The organism is Pararhodobacter sp. (assembly GCF_034676075.1).
In the GTDB taxonomy this organism is placed as follows: Bacteria; Pseudomonadota; Alphaproteobacteria; order Rhodobacterales; family Rhodobacteraceae; genus Pararhodobacter.
In genome coordinates this window covers 92,361-109,925 of sequence record NZ_JAUCCQ010000002.1, presented here as the reverse complement: position 1 = coordinate 109,925, position 17,565 = coordinate 92,361, and the positions used below count along the sequence as shown (strand labels likewise).

Below are 17,565 nucleotides of genomic sequence, written 5' to 3'. Positions count from 1 at the left end.
GCTCGCCACGCAGGAGGGTCAGAAGGTCTTTGGGGTCGGGAGGGGTCATTGGCTCCCCTCCTTTTGTGCCTTGGCATGGGCGACGATGGCATTGGCATGGCCGTGGCCCAGACCGTGCTTGGCCTTGAGCGCCCCGACCACCGCCATGTGCGGCTGGTCCTTCAGCCCCTCGCGGGCGATGGCCAGCCAATGCTCGACGGGCTTGCCATAGGTCTTCTCGATCGACGGGAAATAGGACGCAGGGCCCTTGACCTTATCGCTCATGACCAGCCCTCCGCCGCGCCGTGCCGGACGGGTTTCATTCCGCGGCCGCCTTGGCGGTGGCGAAATCGTCGGGGAAATGCGTGAGCGCCGACATCACCGGATAGGGGGTGAACCCGCCCAGCGCGCAGAGCGAGCCCGCCTTCATCGTGTTGCACAGGTCCGCCACCAGCGGCAGGGCCGAGGGATCGCCCGCCGCCACCCGGTCCAGCGTCTCGACGCCCCTCACCGCGCCGATCCGGCAGGGGGTGCATTTGCCGCAGCTCTCGATGGCGCAGAATTCCATCGCGAAACGGGCCATCTTCAGCATGTCGGTGCGGTCATCGGCGATGGTCAGACCGGCGTGGCCGATGAGGCCGTCCTTGGCCGCGAAATCCTCATAGGTGAATGGCGTGTCAAACAGCGAGGTCGGGAACCAGGCACCCAGCGGCCCGCCCACCTGCACTGCCTTGACCGGACGGCCCGAGGCCGTGCCGCCGGCGATCTCGTTGACGATCTCGCCCAGCGAAAGGCCGAAAGCGGTCTCGAACAGGCCGCCGAATTTCACGTTCCCGGCGATCTGCAGCGCCATGGTCCCGTGCGAGCGGCCCATGCCGAAGTTCTTGTAGAAGGCGGCACCGCGATCCATGATCACCGGCACCGAGGCCAGCGAGATGACGTTGTTCACCACGGTGGGCTTGCCCATGAACCCTTGCAGCGCGGGCAGCGGCGGTTTGGCGCGCACGACGCCGCGCTTGCCTTCCAGCGAGTTCAGGAGCGAGGTCTCTTCGCCGCAGACATAGGCGCCCGCGCCGACGCGGACTTCCATATCGAAGGCGTAATCCGAGCCCAGCACGCGCGGACCCAGCACCCCGGCCGCGCGGGCGACCTCGATGGCCTTCTGCATCTGGGTGATGGCGATGGGATATTCCGAACGGGTATAGATATAGCCCTTGGTCGCGCCGACCGCGATCCCGGCGATGGCCATGCCCTCGATCAGGGTGAAGGGGTCGCCTTCCATCAGCATCCGGTCGGCGAAGGTGGCGCTGTCGCCCTCGTCGGCGTTGCAGACGATGTATTTCTGGCTGGCCTTGGCGTCGTGGACGGTCTTCCACTTGATGCCGGTCGGGAAGCCCGCGCCGCCCCGGCCGCGCAGGCCGGAATCGGTCACTTCCTGCACGATGGCGGCGGGCGTCATGCCCAGCGCGCGCTTCAGGCCCTTGAGGCCGTGGTGCAGTTCGTAATCATGCAGGCTGGTCGGATCGACGATGCCGCAGCGGGCAAAGGTCAGCCGGGTCTGGCGCTTCATCCAGTCCAGCTCTTCCGTCAGGCCCAAAGCCTTGGGATGCGCCTCGAGGTCGCCGAAAAGGCCCGGCACGTCCTCAAGCGTCATCGGCCCGAAGGCGAGGCGCCCGTCTTCGGTCGCGACCTCGGCCATCGGCTCAAGCCAGACCATCCCGCGCGAGCCGTTGCGGATCAGGGTGATCGCCACGCCGCGCTTCTGGGCTTCGGCGGTGATCGCCTCGGCGATGTCGTCGGCGCCCAGCGCCACGGCGGCCGAATCGAGGGGGAGGTAGATCTTCATCAGCGCGCCCCTTCCAGAATGCGGTCCAGTTTCGCGGCATCGGCCCGACCGACCAGCTTGCCGTTGACCATCGCGGCCGGGCCGCAGGCGCAAAGCCCGAGGCAGAAGATCGGCTCCAGCGTCACCGCGCCATCGGCGGTGGTCTCGTGCCAGTCGATGCCCAGCTTGCCGCGGGCGTGATCGGCCAGCGCATCGGCGCCGACCGACTGGCAAGCCTCGGCCCGGCAGAGTTTCAGCACGGTGCGACCGGCCGGATTCTCGCGGAAATCGTGATAGAAGCTCATCACGCCATGCGCTTCGGCGCGGGTGATGTTCAGGTCCTTGGCGATGACCGGCAGCGCCTCTTGCGGGACATGGCCGAAGGCCTCCTGCACCGCGTGAAGGATCGGCAGCAACGCGCCTTCCATGCCGCGGTGGGCGTTCAGGATCTCGTGCAGGGTCTCAAGACCCGCATCGCCGAATTCTGGTGTGGCTGACATTGGCTTCTCCGGTCGGTTCATCACGGGATACCGACGAGTCGATTGCCAATCAAATTGTAAATTCCGTGGTTTGATAGAGTGTATCTATCAAACCTCCTGGGCGATGCTCTCGATGAAGGCATCGAGCAGCAGCGTGCGCCGACCCAATGGCGGCAGCAGCAGCGCCACATCGGCGATGCCCGAGACACCGCCGGTCAACGGGATGCAGACCAGATCGCGGCCGGTGGCATAGAAGACCGCGGTGCGCGAGGGCAGGATCGTGGCGCTGTGATGCTCGGTGACGTGGCTGACCAGCCCGATGATCGAATTCGATTCAAGCCGCGGCGTGACCGTGACGCCCGCGCGCTTGAGGTTGCGGTCGATGATCCGGCGGTTCTGCATGTCGGGGGTCAGGAGCCCCAGTTCGTAGCCCGCGACATCGGCCCAGGCCATGCTGGCGGGCAGGTCGGGATGCTTGCGGGTGACGAGCGCGTAGCTTTCCTCGTAAAGCGGCATGGTGGTGTAGCCGGGCAGCCGGTCGGCGGGCAGATCGGCGCTGGCATAGCTGAGGCCCGCGTCGATTTCGAACTCGGTCAGCTTTTCCACGATGAGATGGCTGTTGAGCGACAGGATCCTGAGCCGCACCCCCGGATGGCTGTCCAGAAACGGCCGCGTCAGGTCATGGACCGAGGCCAACGCGGTCGGGATCACCCCCAGCCGCAGCGTGCCAGACAGACCCTCGCGCGCCACAGCGACGTCGGATTTCAGCGCCCGCGCCTCGGCGACGATGGATTTGGCGCGGGCCAGCACCCGCTCGCCCTCGGGCGTCAGGCCGATGAACCGCGCGCCGCGCTGCACCAGCTGCACGCCCAGCTGATCCTCCAGCGACTTGATCGCCGACGACAGCGTCGGCTGCGTCACATGGCAGGTCTCGGCCGCGCGGCCGAAGTGACGTTCACGCGCCAGCGCGATCAGCATTTCGAGTTTGTCGATCATCCGGGCATCCTGCGCCAAAGCGGCGTCGGCGGAAAGGTGTCGATAGCGCCGGTTTGGGCTTCCCGAGCGGATATGTCGTATTACACTCACCCCCTGAAGGATCGGAGGAGCAGAATGCGGATCGAACCGTTCGGGGTCGAAATCTGGATGAATGAATGGGAGACGCGCTGCGAGTGGAACCTCGCCGAGACCTGCGTCGAAAGCCTGACCATCCGCGAACTGCTGCGCCTCGCCGGGCGCAATGACGAGGATCTCTCGGCGCTGCTGCCGATGCAGATGACCTATGGCGCCATCGAAGGGTCGGACCGGCTGCGGCAGGCGATTGCCGCGCTCTACCGCCGTCAGACGCCCGGGAACATCATCGTCACCCATGGCACGATCGGCGCCAACATGCTGGTTCACAAGGCGCTGGTGGAGCGGGGCGACCGCGTAGTCGCGGTGGTGCCGACCTATCAGCAGCACTACTCGATCCCCGCCAGCATCGGCGCCGAAGTCCACCCGCTGCACCTGCGGGCCGAGGACGGCTGGCTGCCGGACCTCGACCGGCTGCGGGCGCTGGCGGTGCCGGGCACCAAGCTGATCGCGCTGACCAATCCCAACAACCCCACCGGCGCCCTGATCCCCGAGGCGATGCTGCGCGAGATCGCGGGCATCGCCCGGGCCGTGGGGGCCTGGGTCCTCTGCGACGAGGTCTATCGCGGCACCGATCAGGAAGGGAGCGGGCGCACCGCCTCGATGGCCGACCTCTATGAGAAGGGGATTTCCACCGCTGGCATGTCCAAGGCCTTTTCGCTGGCGGGGCTCAGGCTGGGCTGGATCGCCGGACCCGAGGCGCTGTTGCGCGCCGTCTCGATCCACCGCGATTACGACACGATCAGCGTCGGCCGGATCGACGATCATTTCGCCACGCTGGCACTGGAAGCGGCCGATGCGGTGCTGGAGCGCTCGCGCGCCATCACCCGGGGCAATCTGGCGATCCTGTCGGATTGGATCGACAGCCAGCCCTTGCTCAGCTGGGTGCGTCCGCGCTCGGGCACCACGGCCTTCGTGCGCTATGACGCGCCGATGACCTCGCGTGAGTTCTGCGTGGATCTGTTGCAGGCGACCGGGGTGCTCTTCACCCCCGGCTCGGCGCTGGGGGTCGAGGGGCATCTGCGCATCGGCTATGCCAATGCGCCCGGGATCCTGCGGGAAGGCCTCAGGCGGACGGGCGATTTCCTCGCCCGCCTGCCCGCGCCCGGGGTGCTCTACACCCTGTGACGGATCACGAGGCCAGCGCCTCGCGCCGCGGCACCGACAGCACCGCGGCGAGCCAAGCCAGCACGCCGCAGAGCGCGATCGCCGCGGTCATGCTGGCGGCGGAATTGTCCAGCAGCAGGCCGGTCACGACGATCATCACCCCGCCGGTCAGCATCTGGATCGTACCGCCGAGCGACGAGGCCAGCCCGGCGATATCGGGATGGGGGTCCATCGCCATGACCATCGCCGTGGGGATCACCAGCCCGAGGAAGGCGTTGGCGATCAGCAGACCCGCCACCACCACCACCAGCGAGGCCAGCCCCGCCCAGCCCAGGATCGCCAGCAGCACCGTCGAGGCGCCGAAACCGGCCACCGCCACGGCGATCACCCGCTGCATCCCGAACCGCGCCGACAGCCGACCCGCCAGCTGCGAGGCGCCGAAGAAGCCCACGGCATTGATCGCGAAGGCGACGGAGAAGCCGGTCGGCGACAGGCCGAATTCGCGCGTGTAGACGAAGGCGCCGGTGGCGAGGAAGACGAAGAACGAGGCCATGCCGAAGCCGCCGATCATCGTCAGCCCCATGAAGCGCCGGTCGCCCAGCAGCCGCTTCGCCCCGGCCAGCAGCGCGCTGACGCGGACCGGGCGGCGGTCCTCGGGTTGCAGGGTCTCGGGCAGGACCAGCGTGATCAGCAGCAGGCTGACGACCGAGGCCGCGGCAAGCACGCCGAAGATCTCGCGCCAGGTGCCGAAAGCCAGCACCAGCGAGCCGGTGATCGGCGCCAGCATCGGCGAGACCGAGATGACGATCATGATCGCCGCCATCATCCGCGCGGCCTCGGGCCCCGAGGCCATGTCGCGGATTACCGCGCGCGGCACCGCCATCAGCGTGGCCGCGCCCAGCGCCTGCAGGGCGCGGGCGGCGACCAGCGTGCCGAGGTCGGGCGCCAGCGCCGCCAGCACCGAGGCGGCGAGGAAGATCGCCACGCCGATCAGCAGCGGCTTGCGGCGGCCGATGGCATCGGCCATCGGGCCCCAGATCATCTGCGCCACGCCGAAGGTCAGGAAATAGGCGGTCAGCGTCAGGCCGGCCCCGGCCTCGGTCGTGCCGAGGTCATGGGCGACCTGCGGCAGCGCCGGCAGGTACATGTCGATGGCGAAGGGCCCGACAGCGGAGAGAAGGCCCAGAACGAGGGCCATGCGGAACAGGGGATCGCGCATCGGGAAACCTATGAAGCGAATTGGAAATTGCGCCGCAGGCCCCGGGCGGGGCGGCGACAGCCGAAGGGAAATCGTCTTTTCCGGGCCGGGGTCAAGGGGCGCAGGCGAAAAAGCGCCCCGGGGGCGGGCGTTGACCTGGCCTCGCCGCCTCTGCCGCTGGGCGGACGGCCGCGCATTTCCCCCTTGCACCCCGCCGCCCGGCCGGGTCACTTGGGGCCGCGCGAAACGGTAGCCGGGAGGAGCCTGCATGCGATCCATGCCGAAAACGGCGGCCTCCGGTGCCGCGCCGACCCTGCGGGTCCCGGGCCGCGCTGAGCCATTCCCATACGACGAGGCAGTATCATGACGACCGACGGTGACATTCTGTGGCAGGCCGGGGCCGAACGGCTTGAGGGGGCGATTGCGACGCGGTTCCTGCGGTTTCTGGCCGCGCGGGGCTTGTCGTTCGATGGCTATCCCGCGCTGCATGCCTGGTCGGTCGAGGATCCCGCCGCCTTCTGGCTGGCGCTGCGCGATTTCTTCGGGATCGAGATGGACGGCACGCTCGATCAGGTGATGACCGACGCGCCGATGCCCCGGACCCGCTGGTTCACCGGCACGCGGCTCAACTACGCCGAGCAGGTGCTGCGCCATGAGGGCACCGGCGATCCGTCCCGCCCGATGCTGCACCATTGCTCGGAAACCCGGCCCGAGATCGCCTCGATGTCCTGGGCCGAGGTCGGCGGCGCGGTGCGCAAGCTGGCGACGAAACTGCGCGCGCTGGGCGTGAAGAAGGGCGACCGCATCGTCGCCTATATGCCCAACATCCCCGAGACGGTGATCGCCATGCTGGCCTCGACCGCCATCGGCGCCACCTGGGCCACCGCCGCGCCGGAATTCGGGCCGCAGACGGTGATCGACCGGTTCAGCCAGATCGAGCCCACGCTGGTCTTCGCCGTCAACGGCTACCGCTATGGCGGCAAGGATTTCGACCGGACCGGCGATCTGGCGAAGATCCTGCCGAACCTGCCGACCGCCAAGACGCTGGTCATGCTCGACTACCTGCCGGGCGCGGCCAAGGCCCCGGAATTCCACGGCGAAACGCTGAACTGGGACGACCTTTTCACCGGGTCCGAGGTTCCGCGCGAGGCTTTCAGCTATGAGCGCGTTCCCTCGGACCACCCGCTCTGGACGCTTTTCTCCTCGGGCACCACGGGGCTGCCGAAGCCCATCGTGCAGGGCCATCATGGCATCGTGCTGGAGCATCTGAAGAACGGCGGCTTCGCCATCGACATGGGCGAGGGCGACACCTACTTCTGCTATTCCACCACCGGCTGGATGGTCTGGAACACGCTGATGACCGGGCCGCTGCTGAACGGCAAGGTCACGCTCTATGACGGGCACCCGACCTACCCGGATGCGGGGGCGCTGTGGCGGATCATCGAGGCGACCAAGGTCAGCCATTTCGGCGTCTCGCCCACCTTCATGACCATGGTCCGGCAGGAGGGCATCGTCCCGGGCCGCGATTACGATCTGTCGGCCATGCGATCCATGCTGCTGACCGGCTCGCCCGCCACGCCGGAAATCCTGGCCTGGGTGCATGAGGCGGTGAAGGAAGACCTCTTCTCGACCACGCAATCGGGGGGGACGGAGCTGTGTTCGGGGATCCTCGTGGGCTCGGTCCTGATGCCGGTCCGCGCGGGCGAGATCCAGGCGCCGGCGCTGGGCTGCGACGCGGCGGCCTTCGACGAGGACGGCAAGCCGGTCATCGGCGAAGTGGGCGAGCTGGTGATCCGCAAGCCGATGCCCTCCATGCCGCTCTTCTTCTGGGGCGACACGGATTACGCGCGCTATCTCGACAGCTATTTCGACATGTACCCCGGCATTTGGCGCCACGGCGACCGGGTGCGGTTCAACGACCACGGCGGCAGCGTGGTGCTGGGCCGCTCGGACGCGACGCTCAATCGCTTCGGGGTGCGCATCGGCTCGGCCGAGATCTACCGCACCATGGAGGGGATCGAGGGCATCGCCGACAGCCTGATCGTCTGCATCGAGGACGGCAAGGGCGGCTATTACATGCCGCTCTTCGTGCAGATGCAGGCGGGTGCGGCCTTTGACGAGGCCAAGCGGGCCGAGATCGTCAAGCGCCTGCGCACCGAGCGCAGCCCGCGCCACGTCCCCGACGAGATCGTGCCGGTGCCCGAGATCCCGACCACGCTGACCGGCAAGAAGATGGAAGTGCCGATCCGCAAGCTGCTGCTGGGCGCGCCGCTGGAAAAGGTCGCCAGCCGCGATGCGACGAAGAACCCGGCGGCGCTGGACTGGTTCGCGGATTTCGCCCGCCAGCGGGGCTGAATGTCGGAAATGTGAAAGGCGGGGCCTCCCGCCTTTCGCGCCGCAGGGGGGCGGTGCGGCCGGAATCGGCCCCGCCACCTTGTTTTGCACGGCTTGCGGGCAGTCACGAATTTTCTGCCCGCTTTTCAGTCGCCTGACCGGCGCGCTGCCGGTTCCTCATGCCGATGGCGATATTCCGCTGCGCGGGTTTCTGCCGTGCAGCATCCCCCTTGTCTTTTCTTTCGCAAAAGCAAAAGCATCATCGCCCTGAGAGGCCCCGATTCTCTCTTGGAGCTGCCATTTGAAGACCCTGTCGCGCCCTGCGCCCCGCGTTCCTGTTTCGTCGTCCCTGACCCGTCGCCGCCTGTTTGCCGCTTTGGCAGGCAGCGTTGCGGCGGCTGCGCTGTTGCCTGCCTCGCGCCTGAGGGCCGAGGAGGCGGCCGAGCAGCCTGCCGAACCGGTGGCCGAGCCCTTCTCCTTCGATCTGCTGACCGAGCGGATGCGCCAGGCCGCGGCCAGCGCCGCCCCCGATCCCGAACAGGTCGAGGGTTTTCTGGCCGCGCTGGATTACGATGGCTATCAGCGGATCCAGTTCCGTACCGACCGCACCCGCTGGCAGGACCCGGGGATGCAGCTGCGCCTTCAGGCCTTCCACCTGGGCTGGCTGTTTGGCGAGCCGGTGCATGTCTACGAGGTCGTGGACGGCAACGCCCAGCCGATGACCTTCTCGACCGCGGATTTCGAATACCGCGGCGGGCTGGTCGATCAAGTCCCGGCCGACACGCCGATGCCGGGTGTCGCGGGTTTCCGGCTGCTGACGCCCCTGAACCGCGCCGACCTTTTCGACGAGCTGGTCGCCTTCCTCGGCGCCAGCTATTTCCGGGCGCTGGGCCGCGGCACGCTCTATGGCCTCAGCGCGCGGGGCCTCGCAGTCAACACCGCGCTCTCGGGTGACGAGGAATTCCCGCGCTTCACCGCCTTCTGGCTGGAACGCCCCGCGCCGGGTGAACAGAGCGTCACGCTCTGCGCGGCGCTGGAAAGCCGGTCGGTGGCGGGCGCCTATCGCTTCGTCATCCATCCGGGCGAGAATACCGAGATGGAGGTCACCGCGCGGCTGTTCCTCCGGCGCGATGTCGAGCAGCTGGGCATTGCGCCCCTGACCTCGATGTTCATGTTCGGCGGCGCCGATCCCGATGCGACAGGCGATTTCCGCGTCTCGGTGCATGACAGCGAATATCTGGTGGTCAATACCCGCGGCGGCGAGACGCTGCTCCGGGCGCTGAACAACCCGCCGCGGCTGGCGTCCTCGTATCTGACCATGGTCGCGCCGCAATCCTTCGGCCTGATCCAGCGCAGCCGTCGTTTCGACGATTATCTGGACGCCGAGGCGCATTACGAGCGCCGCCCCTCGCTGATGGTCGAACCGCTGGGCGATTGGGGCCAGGGCGTCGTCCGGCTGATCGAGATCCCCTCGACCTTCGAGGGCAACGACAACATCGTCGCCTATTGGGTGCCCTCGGCCCCGACCCGGGCTGGCGATGCGCTGGAAGTCGCCTACCGGTTGAGCTGGGGCTTGGAGCCCCCGGGCAGCGGGGGTACGGACGTGGCGCGTGTCGTGCGGACCCGGTCGGGCGTCGCCGGCGTGGCCGGGGCCGAGGTGGCGCCGGACAAGCGGAAGTTCGTCATCGACTTCGCTGGCGGACTTTTGGGGGAACTGATCGACCCCGAAGAGGTTCACCCTGATGTCAGCGCGGCGAACGGGCAGGTGACCGAGGTGGTCCTCAGCCGGGTCGGCGACAGCGAGACTTGGCGTCTGGTGATCGAGGTACAGGCCCCCGCGGGGGCGGTGGTGGAATTGCGGGCGCGGCTGTCCGGCTTTGGCCGGGCGCTGACGGAAACGTGGCTATACCAATGGGTTCGGCAATGAGCGCGCATGAAAACGTAACCGGTCAAGCAGGCATCGACGCGGTCGAGGCTCCGTTCTGGGCACCGCCCGAGGCGCCTCTCGACATGCCGCATCAGGTGTTGGAGCGGGCGCGTCCGGTGCCGTTCCTCGACCGGCTGTGGCAGGCCCTGACGCCCCGCGCCCGGGCCTGAGACCCTTGCCATGGCAAAGCCCCTTCCCCCTGACTGGCGCACTGTCGCCACCCGTACCCTTGCGCTGACGCTGTCGCTGGTCGCGGCGCTGGCGGCGACGGTTCTGTTGATCGAGGCGGCGGTTCAGGACGGGCGCGATCTCTGGGATGTGGTGCGGTCGGGGCTGATCTTCGTCTCGACCGCCTGGCTGGCCTGGGGCGCGGCGCTGGCCTTCACCGGCCTCGCCCCGGCGCGTCCGGTCGCGGCCCCCGACCTCGCCGCCGGGCCCGCGCCCCGCACCGTGGTTCTGGTGCCGATCTGCAACGAGGATCCCGTTACCACCTTCGCCCGCATCGCCGCCATGGACCAGTCGATCCGCGCGGCCGGGGTCGAGGCCGATATCGCCATCCTCTCCGACACCCGCGACGCGGGCGGCGCCTTGCGCGAGCGGCACGCCTATGTCCGTCTCTTGCAGATCACCGGCGGGACCGGGCGCATCTTCTACCGGCGGCGCAACGACAACCGCGGCCGCAAGGCGGGCAATGTCGAGGATTTCATCCGCCGCTCGGGCGGGGCCTATGACTACGCCGTGATCCTCGATGCCGACAGCCTGATGGAGGGCTCGGCCATCCGCACCATGATCGCGCGGATGCAGGCCGACCCGAAGCTGGGCCTGTTGCAGACCCTGCCGCGGATCATCGGCGCGCAATCGCTCTTCGGTCGCGCGGTGCAATTCGCCGCGGCCTTCCACGGGCCGGTCTTCACCCGCGGCCTGGCGCGGATGCAGGGCCAGACCGGGCCCTTCTGGGGCCACAACGCCATCGTCCGCATGCGCGCCTTCGCCGAAAGCTGCGCGCTGCCGGAACTGTCGGGCAAGCCGCCCTTCGGCGGGCATATCCTCAGCCACGATTACGTCGAGGCGGCGCTTCTGGCCCGGGCGGGCTGGGCGGTGCGGGTCGATCCCGCCATCGAAGGCTCGTTCGAGGAGGGGCCGGAGAACATCCTCTCCTTCGCCCGCCGCGACCGCCGCTGGGCGCAGGGCAACCTGCAGCACATCCGCCTTCTGCTGGCCCCCGGCCTGCCGATGTGGAGCCGCTTTGTCTTCCTGCAAGGCATCTTCGCCTATCTGGTCTCGGTCCTCTGGGGGGCGTTCATGATCGCCTCCATCGTCGCGACCATCAAGGCACCGCCCCCCGATTACTTCCCCGAGCCGCATCTCCTGTTCCCGGTCTTCCCCTCGGATCGCACCAAGGAGATCACCACGCTGGTCTTCGGCATCGCCGGTCTCCTGATCCTGCCCAAGGTGGCGATCCTGACCGGCGCGATCCTGTCGGGCCGGGCGCGGGGCTTCGGTGGCGGGCTGAAGGCCGGGCTGTCGGTGCTGGTCGAGATCGCGCTGACCTCGATCATCGCACCCCTGATGCTGATGTACCAAAGCCGTGCCGTGATGCAGGTCTTTGCCGGACGCGACGGCGGCTGGCCCGCCAACCAGCGCGGCGAGGGCTCGCTGACGCTGGGGCAGGGGGTGCAGGCGGGGCTCTGGATCTCGGCTGTGGGCGTCGCGGCGCTGGTGCTGGTCGCGCGGGTCGCGCCGGAGCTGACGCTCTGGCTGACGCCGGTCTGCCTGCCGATGGTGGCGGCGCCGCTGATCATCGCCCTGACCTCGCGCGCCATCGGCCGCAGCGTCTTTGCCGTCCCCGACGAGGCCGCGCCCGCGCCGGTCGTGCGCCGCTATCACGCGATCCTCGCCGCCTGGAGCGGGACCGCGCCCGCCGCGCCCGAGCCGCCGATCCGCGAGGCTGGCCATGCCCCGGTCTGACACCCCCCGGTCTGACACTCCCCGCCTGCCGCGTGCCCGCGATCCCCGCCTCGACGCCTTTCGCGGCGCGGCGCTGGTGATGATCTTCATCGACCACGTGCCGGGCAATCCCTACGAGCGCTTCACCCTGCGCAACTGGGGTTTCTCGGACGCGGCCGAGGCGTTCTTCGTCATCTCGGGCGTGGCTGTCGGGCTCGCCTATGCCGGGCGCTTTTCCGGCGAGGAACGGGCCGAGCGCGGCCTCTGGCCCGCGGTGCAGCCGGTCTGGCGGCGGGCCTGGACGCTCTATCAGGCGCAGATCCTGCTGACTTTCTGGGCCATCGCCATCTTCGCCGGGGGCTCCATCCTCTTCGGCCTGCCCGAGCTGCTGACCACGATCAACCTGCGGCAGGTGTTCCAGAATACCGAGGCCGCGCTGCTGGGCATCCCGCTGCTGACGCATCAGCTGGGCTATGTGAACATCCTGCCGGCCTATGCGGTGCTGATGCTGGCGGCCCCCGGGGCGATCCTGATCGGCCTGTGGAGCCCGCGCCTGCTGCTGGCGCTGTCGCTGTCGCTGTGGCTGGCGGCGGGGATCTGGTATCTGAACCTGCCCAATTACCCCAATCCGGGCGGCTGGTTCTTCAATCCGCTGTCCTGGCAGCTGATCTTCATGGTCGGCCTCGCCACCGGGCTTGCCATGCGCAAGGGCGAGCGGCTGGTGCCGCGCCACCCGGTGCTGATCGCGCTGGCGGCGGGGTTCCTGGTCTTCGTACTGGCCTGGCGCTATCTGCCCGGGCTGGGCGAGGTGCTGAACCACCAGATGGCCCGCGCGCAACGGCTGGGGGCGCCGCCGCTCTTCACCGCGCATGACAAGACCTATGTCTCGCTGCCCCGGCTGCTGCATATCCTGGCGCTGGTCTATCTGCTGGCGAGCCTCGCCTCGGTGAGAACGCTCTGCGGGCAGGCCTGGGCTGCGCCCCTGCGGCTGATGGGGCGCCACGGGCTTCTGGTCTTCGCCGCGGGGACGGTGCTGTCGCTGCTCTTCCAGGTGGTGATGGCGGGGTATGACCAGCCCGCCTGGATGGCCTGGCTGCTGCCGCCCCTCGGCATCGCCCTCAGCATCGCCATCGCCGCGCTGGCCGAGCGGCAGAAGGCGCAAAAGCGCCGCCCGGCCCCGGTCGCCGTGCCGGTCCCGGCCCCGGTGCCGGCCACCGTGTCGGCCCCTCTTTCGGCCTGGACGCCGCGGGCCCATCCGGCCGAGTGAGCGGCCGGGCGCCGCGCGTCACGCTCCCCGTCTTGCGCCCCGGCGGGCGCCTGCCTAGCGTGGCGCGGTGACGCAGCCGGAGGGACAGAATGGGCAAACTGACGCGGCGGGGTCTGCTGCTGGGCGGCGGGGCGGTGGCGGGCTATCTGGCCGGTCGCGGCTGGGCGCCGGGACTGGCACCCCGCGACGGGATGACCCCCTTGGGGGGCGAGCTGGCCGGGCCGACGCTGCTGAACGACGCGAGCCTGCTCTCGGCCACGCCGATCCATTCCCACATTCGCCCCGCCGCCCGGGGCGAGGCGCTGGTCGAGGTGTTCCGCACCGAACTGGCCGCCGCCCGCGCCGCCGGGCGCCCGGTCAACGTGGGTGCCGCCCGGCATTCGATGGGCGGGCAGGCGATCCCGCGAGACGGGCACGCCATCACCGTGGACGACGCCTGGATCGACCCCGACCCCGTCACCCAGACCTATCGCGTGAACGGCGGCGCGCGCTGGTCGCAGGTCATCGCCGCACTGGATGCGATCGGCTTTTCCCCCGCGGTCATGCAGTCGAACCACGATTTCGGCGTCGCCGCGACGTTTTCGGTGAACGCCCATGGCTGGCCGGTGCCCTACGGGCCGATGGGCGCGACCGTGCGCTCGCTGCGGATGGTGCTGCCCGATGGCAGCCTCGTCACCGCCTCGCGGACCGAGAATGCCGAGCTGTTCCGGCTGGCGATGGGCGGTTACGGGCTGATTGGCCTGATCGTCGACATGGAGCTGGACATGGTGCCGAACCAGCGCCTGACTCCCTCCTTTGCGGTGATGCCCGCCGGGGATTTCCCCTCCGCCTTCCTGCAGGCGGTGAACGATCCGGCGATCCCCATGGCCTATGGCCGCCTCAACGTCGCGCGCGGCTCGCTGTTCGAGGAGGCGATGCTGGTGACCTATTCCCCCACCGCCGACCAATCCGACCTGCCCGCCGCCACCGGCTCGGGGCTGACGGCGCATCTGGCCTCGTACATCTACCGCGCGCAGGTCGGGCGCGAGGCGCTGAAGGATCTGCGCTGGTGGGTGGAAAGCGGGCTCTATCCGCGGCTGGCGGGGGAGAGCACCCGCAATTCGCTGATGAATGAGCCCGTGGTGACGCTGGATGACCGCAACCCCTCCCGCGTCGATATCCTGCACGAATATTTCGTCCCGCCCGCGGCCTTCGACGGCTTCCTTGAGGCCTGCCGCGCGGTGATCCCCGACGCTTTCGTCGAATTCCTGAACGTGACCCTGCGCTATGTCGGCGCCGACCCGGACAGCGTGCTGGCCCATTCGCCGACCCCCCGGATCGCCGCCGTCATGTCCTTCACGCAAGAAATGACCCGGCGGGCCGAGGCCGATCACCGCCGCATGACGCAGGCGTTGATTGAACGGATCGGGGCGCTGGGCGGGACATACTATCTGCCCTACCGCCCGCATGCGACGCAGGCGCAATTCCTCGCCGCCTATCCGCGGGCCGGGGAATTCGCCGCGGCCAAGCGGGCGCTGGACCCGCAGCTGACCCTGCGCAACAACCTTTGGGACACGTATCTGGAGCGCTCATGACCCCCGCCCGCCTTCTTTGCCTTGTCTATGCGGTGATCCTGCTGGGCGCCGCCGCGATCAACTACATCCCCGGGCTGACCGACGAGCAGGGGCTGGCCTTCGGCATCTTCGCGCTCGACCCGTTCGATGATGCGCTGCACCTCGTCTCGGCGCTCTGGGCGCTGTTCGCGGGGCTGCGGTCGCAGCGGGCGGCGCAGACCTTCCTGATCCTGTTTGGTGCGGCCTATCTGGGCGATGGCGTCGCCGGGCTGTTCACCGGCTGGGGCTACCTCGATTTCGGGATCTTCACCAACGACAGCCTCGGCCCCGATTTCGGCTGGCTGAGGATCGCCGCCAACCTGCCGCATATCGGGCTGGGCGCGGTGGCGCTGGTCGCCGGTCTGGTCTCGGTCCGCAAATGAGGCTGATCCGGAAGCTTCTGGCCTGGCTGGCCGGGGCGCTGGCGCTGGCGATCGTCGCGCTGGCCGCGCCGGTCCTCTGGGTCGAGACGATGTGCCGGGGTGAGGTCGCGCCGGTCGCGCACACCCCGCTGTCTTCGGAAACCCGGCCCGCGATTCGCACGCTGCTGACCTATCCCGAATGGCATATCGTTCATGCCTATGACGATTACGCCGAGGTGATCCGCACCGGCGATCCCCATGACTACGGCTTCCTGCGCGGGATCGCCGGGTTCTGGACCTCGGCCTGCACCCTGACCCGCGAGAGCGCCGCGCTGGGCGAGATCGACGGCGAGACCAAGACCACGATCTACGTGATCGGCGTTTCCTTCACGCTGGAGATGGCGATGAAGGCCGCCTACGAGGAAACGCTGGGCCGCATCGCCACCCTGATCCGGGGCCCGGAACCGGCGCCGCTGGACCGGCTGTCCGCCGAACAGGCGGCGGGCTATGCGCGTTTCCTGCAGCAGGTGCCGTGGTATCGCTACGATTTCCGCGCCGATGCCGCGGCGCTGGATGCGGCGAATACGGGTGTCTTCCGTGACCGGGAACGGGCCTTTGCGCTGGGCCTCGAACACCGGACCCGGGCGCTTTACGCGGGGGCCATTGCCGGGGCGGTGGCGGCGACCGGGCAGGACGACCTGACCCTGCAAATGGTGGTGGAGGGGCTGACGCCGGAGCAACTGGCCGCCACGCCCGGTGTCACCGTGCTGCGCCCGGTCGGCGCGGGCTACGAGGTCGAGACGCCGCGCTACCGCGAACTCACCGGCATTCTGGCCGATTGGGCGGGGCAGGGGGCGCGTTTCGTCGATATGGCGGGCAACGACCGGATCCTCTTTACCGCGATCTCGGACCGGCCGCAGGAGGAGGGCGCGATGCTCGACCTGCCGCGGCAGGGCTACGGCGATACGCGGCATCTGTTTCTGGTGCCGGTGGCGGAACTGGCCGAAACCCTGCGAGGGCTCGACGCAAGGGGCCTCAGGCTGGAGCATATCCATGATTACTGAGGCGGGACCATGATCCGGCGTCTGCTCCTGGCGCTGCCCATCCTGTTTCTGGGCTGGATCGCCACGCTGGCGCTGGTCATGCGGCTGGGGGGCGAGGCTCCGGCGGCCTTCGTCCCCTTCCCGCCGCAAGGCCTGCTGTCCGCTCTGCCCGGCGATGTCGCCGTCACCGGCCGCTCGCCCGTCTCCCTGACCCTGCGGTCCGAGGCGCCGGACCTGACCGCCCGGCTCTATGCTGCCGGGGCCTGGCTGGTGCTGCCCGCGGGGCTGGAGGCCTGCATCCCCGGCTTCCTGCGTCAGCCGGTCCCGCAGGGCTGAGCCCCGGCTACTGCCCGCCGGTCCATTGATCGTAAAGCCAGGGGCAATCCACCACCGGCGGCGCCCGGACCCCGCGGCGCGCGGCCTCCATCCGCATCTCACGCATCTTTCCCCGCGGCCCCTCGGGCAGGTAGAGCCGTTCGTGACCCCAGAAGCTGGGCCCGTCATGGGTCTCAAGCGGCTCCCAAGTCGCGGGGTCGATCAAACGCCCGCCCCAGCCGCTTTCGACAAAGAACCCGGACGGGGTCTTGGCGTAGAAGGACGTCATGTAATCATTGGTGTGCCGCCCCAGCGTATAGGCGATGCGCTCGGGGTCGAGCCCGGCGATGTCATAGCCCTGACCCACATCGTCGAGGTTCTGGTATTCGACCATGAAATGATGAAACCCGGCCCCGCCTGATCCGACCATGGCAAAGCTGTGGTGCCGGGCGTTGAGGTGGAAGAAATAGAGCGGATAGGGCGTCAGCCCGTAATCCGAGACGCGAAAGCCCAGCAGGTCGCGGTAGAAGGGCAGCATCACCGCGATGTCCTTCACATGCAGGACGGCATGGCCCATGCCCAGAGGGCCGGTCTTGAACCCGTCAATCGGGCGGCCGGGGATGAAGGGCTCGTCGGTCCGGCGCGGCGCATGGACCAGCTCGATCCGGTTGCCCATCGGGTCGAGGAACCACACGAGCGCTTCCACCTGCCGCCGGTCGGCCAGCGCCGCATCGCCCGGATGGACGGCGATCCCCGCCGCGTCGAGCCGCGCGGCGAATGTGTCGAGGTCGGCCTTCGCCGCGACCTCGAAGCCGATGAAGGCGAGCGTGTCACCGGCCTCGTCACTGACCAGAAGGCGTTGCTGCCGGTCGTCCATGCGGAAGGCCAGCGCCTTGCCGCCCCGGTCGATCCGTTGCATGCCCAGAAGCCCGCTGGCGAAATCGCCCCAATCCTCCAGCCGTTCCGACCGGATGCCCAGATAGGCCAATGCCGTCAGTGCCACGCGCCGCCCTCCCGCTGCCTGGGGCGCAGGATAAAGGGTTTCGGGGACCTGTCCATGCG

General features: G+C 68.8%; 16 protein-coding genes. 10 read left to right on the top strand and 6 right to left on the bottom strand.

Annotated elements, in window-relative coordinates; translation table 11 throughout:
* Positions 1-45 precede the first annotated feature (45 nt).
* The 4 genes from VDQ18_RS01885 to VDQ18_RS01870 form a co-directional block, all read right to left on the bottom strand.
* Positions 46-264: a DUF4287 domain-containing protein gene (locus VDQ18_RS01885; protein WP_323019322.1), complete on the bottom strand. Its 219-nt coding sequence runs from the start codon at positions 262-264 to the stop codon at positions 46-48.
* A gap of 34 nt (positions 265-298) precedes the next feature.
* Positions 299-1,825, bottom strand: coding sequence for an NADH-quinone oxidoreductase subunit NuoF (locus tag VDQ18_RS01880; protein ID WP_323019321.1), 1,527 nt, complete (start codon positions 1,823-1,825; stop codon positions 299-301).
* Positions 1,825-2,304: a formate dehydrogenase subunit gamma gene (locus VDQ18_RS01875; protein WP_323019320.1), complete on the bottom strand. Its 480-nt coding sequence runs from the start codon at positions 2,302-2,304 to the stop codon at positions 1,825-1,827. The genes VDQ18_RS01880 and VDQ18_RS01875 overlap by 1 nt, the downstream gene beginning before the upstream one ends.
* An 87-nt stretch (positions 2,305-2,391) precedes the next feature.
* Complete coding sequence (locus VDQ18_RS01870) at positions 2,392-3,279, bottom strand: LysR family transcriptional regulator (RefSeq protein ID WP_323019319.1); 888 nt, start codon at positions 3,277-3,279, stop codon at positions 2,392-2,394.
* A 114-nt stretch (positions 3,280-3,393) separates the two neighbouring features.
* On the opposite strand from VDQ18_RS01870, the gene VDQ18_RS01865 reads away from it, so the two are divergent.
* On the top strand, positions 3,394-4,539 hold the full coding sequence (locus VDQ18_RS01865; protein WP_323019318.1) for an aminotransferase: 1,146 nt from the start codon (positions 3,394-3,396) through the stop codon (positions 4,537-4,539).
* A 4-nt stretch (positions 4,540-4,543) separates the two neighbouring features.
* On the opposite strand, the gene VDQ18_RS01860 is transcribed toward VDQ18_RS01865, so the two are convergent.
* A complete protein-coding gene (locus tag VDQ18_RS01860; RefSeq protein ID WP_323019317.1) occupies positions 4,544-5,737 on the bottom strand; it encodes a multidrug effflux MFS transporter in 1,194 nt (397 codons plus the stop codon).
* A gap of 342 nt (positions 5,738-6,079) precedes the next feature.
* On the opposite strand from VDQ18_RS01860, the gene VDQ18_RS01855 reads away from it, so the two are divergent.
* From VDQ18_RS01855 to VDQ18_RS01815, 9 genes are all read left to right on the top strand, one after another.
* Complete coding sequence (locus VDQ18_RS01855; protein ID WP_323019316.1) at positions 6,080-8,071, top strand: acetoacetate--CoA ligase; 1,992 nt, start codon at positions 6,080-6,082, stop codon at positions 8,069-8,071.
* A gap of 355 nt (positions 8,072-8,426) precedes the next feature.
* Entirely contained in the window at positions 8,427-9,977 is a 1,551-nt protein-coding gene (locus tag VDQ18_RS01850; RefSeq protein WP_416235080.1) for a glucan biosynthesis protein, read from the top strand.
* Complete coding sequence (locus VDQ18_RS01845) at positions 9,974-10,147, top strand: hypothetical protein (protein WP_323019314.1); 174 nt, start codon at positions 9,974-9,976, stop codon at positions 10,145-10,147. The genes VDQ18_RS01850 and VDQ18_RS01845 overlap by 4 nt, the downstream gene beginning before the upstream one ends.
* A 10-nt stretch (positions 10,148-10,157) precedes the next feature.
* Positions 10,158-11,945: a glucans biosynthesis glucosyltransferase MdoH gene (gene mdoH / locus VDQ18_RS01840; RefSeq protein WP_323019313.1), complete on the top strand. Its 1,788-nt coding sequence runs from the start codon at positions 10,158-10,160 to the stop codon at positions 11,943-11,945.
* Positions 11,932-13,191 carry an OpgC domain-containing protein gene (locus VDQ18_RS01835; RefSeq protein WP_323019312.1) on the top strand — a complete coding sequence of 420 codons (1,260 nt, stop codon included), beginning with the start codon at positions 11,932-11,934 and terminating at the stop codon, positions 13,189-13,191. Before mdoH ends, VDQ18_RS01835 begins: the two co-directional genes overlap by 14 nt.
* Positions 13,192-13,280: 89 nt before the next feature.
* Complete coding sequence (locus tag VDQ18_RS01830) at positions 13,281-14,765, top strand: FAD-binding oxidoreductase (RefSeq protein WP_323019311.1); 1,485 nt, start codon at positions 13,281-13,283, stop codon at positions 14,763-14,765.
* Complete coding sequence (locus tag VDQ18_RS01825) at positions 14,762-15,166, top strand: DUF4383 domain-containing protein (RefSeq protein ID WP_323019310.1); 405 nt, start codon at positions 14,762-14,764, stop codon at positions 15,164-15,166. The genes VDQ18_RS01830 and VDQ18_RS01825 overlap by 4 nt, the downstream gene beginning before the upstream one ends.
* Complete coding sequence (locus VDQ18_RS01820) at positions 15,163-16,209, top strand: hypothetical protein (RefSeq protein WP_323019309.1); 1,047 nt, start codon at positions 15,163-15,165, stop codon at positions 16,207-16,209. The genes VDQ18_RS01825 and VDQ18_RS01820 overlap by 4 nt, the downstream gene beginning before the upstream one ends.
* Before the next feature lie 9 nt (positions 16,210-16,218).
* On the top strand, positions 16,219-16,524 hold the full coding sequence (locus VDQ18_RS01815; protein ID WP_323019308.1) for a hypothetical protein: 306 nt from the start codon (positions 16,219-16,221) through the stop codon (positions 16,522-16,524).
* Between the two features lie 7 nt (positions 16,525-16,531).
* Here VDQ18_RS01815 and VDQ18_RS01810 read toward each other — a convergent pair whose 3' ends face one another.
* The gene (locus VDQ18_RS01810; protein WP_323019307.1) at positions 16,532-17,506 is read right to left on the bottom strand and encodes a VOC family protein; all 975 of its coding nucleotides are present in this window, start codon (positions 17,504-17,506) and stop codon (positions 16,532-16,534) included.
* Positions 17,507-17,565 lie beyond the last annotated feature (59 nt).